Origin of the sequence: Saccharophagus sp. K07, from assembly GCF_014336955.1 — a bacterium.
In the GTDB taxonomy this organism is placed as follows: Bacteria; Pseudomonadota; Gammaproteobacteria; order Pseudomonadales; family Cellvibrionaceae; genus UBA5868.
In genome coordinates this window covers 1-1,308 of the sequence record NZ_QRAI01000017.1, presented here as the reverse complement: position 1 = coordinate 1,308, position 1,308 = coordinate 1, and the positions used below count along the sequence as shown (strand labels likewise).

Below are 1,308 nucleotides of genomic sequence, written 5' to 3'. Positions count from 1 at the left end.
TTGGAATGGCAATATTTTGCCGGGACAAACTGTCAGCTTTGGTATGCAGGGCAATAAAGGCAGCGACAGTGCGGAATTGCCGCAGTTGCAGGGAGAGCTTTGTACTCGATGATGAAAAAGCCCGGCGGAGGGATTCGTCGGGCTTTTGCTTTGGTAGGCTAACAAATTGGGCAGGTCGCAAACCAATCAAGAAATCGCAACATTTGGAAAATCACTTGATGCAAATGACAATCGTGTAGACATAAAAGCCCGGCTTTGCTGGGCTTCACTCAAATAAATTCCCCTTTTTTGATTATCGAGAAACTCCGCACTTTGGGCAGTTTTTCGAGGGAAACAGCCTAATTTCAGGAAGCCCAAATATCTTTGAATTTCCTAAATAGACCGGCGTACCACACTTCTCACAACATATGGTCATAAGTCGGATTGCACAAGCCGTAAATAAGGTTGCAAGCAAAATAACAAATGTCAAATTTTCAACAAACAATAAAAGGCCCGCACAACCCCAAGCGACATAAAGGGTTCGAATGAATTTTGTACGAGCTTTAGAATAAGTAATTTCCATTCAACATCCACCTCTTTGTGCGCCCATTCCAGAACAAATTTTCATTATGCGAGAACTCATTCCGTTATCACTATTGTTGGCAGGTCTGTTATTACTAGAGCCGCCATTTGTCAAATCTCTAATCTTTGGAATTACTGCAGAAGTGGCTTCACCTGAAATCTCAACTCCAACCGAAGCTCCAAATTTCACTTGGGGTTTCAATTCAACGCCAGCATCACCGAGCCCAATTCCAACTTGACCTCCAGCTAAGGTTTTAACCTCTCCATTTTTGGATGAAACTATGTCTCCGCCAATAGAGACGGGGCCTGCGTTCGCATCTGCATTGACCACTATGTCAGTCGTAACTTCCGATACCGGAGCATCTCCCGGACTTGCTTGAATGGATCCGTTATAAGCAACTCCTGCAGCAAGACCTACTCTGGGACCAGCAGCTCCCTTTACCGAAATTTCCAAGTTCTCCGTATCGAGACTAAAACCCAGTGAAAGCCTTATTCCTGCAGCAACAACGAGCTCAGCGGACACACCAACGCCAATTTTTACTTCCCCGGTGGGGTCGATGTAATTAACCGGATCATTCCCCACATAAGCATAAAGATTCATCTGATCTTCATACCCAACCGGATCGGTTTGCAAAAACCGCCCGAGCGCCGGATTGTAGATTCTCGCTCTGTAATAATAAAGATCCAACTCCGGCAAAAACATCTGCCCTGTGTAGCCGAAGCGTCCAGTTAGGCTGCCGACTCCAC

At 45.6% G+C, this 1,308-nt stretch carries 2 protein-coding genes; one reads left to right on the top strand and one right to left on the bottom strand.

What is annotated here, in order from left to right:
• Positions 1 to 13 precede the first annotated feature (13 nt).
• Complete coding sequence (locus tag DWB84_RS18765; protein WP_370589749.1) at positions 14 to 112, top strand: hypothetical protein; 99 nt, start codon at positions 14 to 16, stop codon at positions 110 to 112.
• Positions 113 to 562: 450 nt separating this feature from the next.
• On the opposite strand, the gene DWB84_RS18760 is transcribed toward DWB84_RS18765, so the two are convergent.
• A partial coding sequence (locus tag DWB84_RS18760) for an RHS repeat-associated core domain-containing protein (protein WP_187411353.1) occupies positions 563 to 1,308 on the bottom strand: 746 nt, incomplete at its 5' end.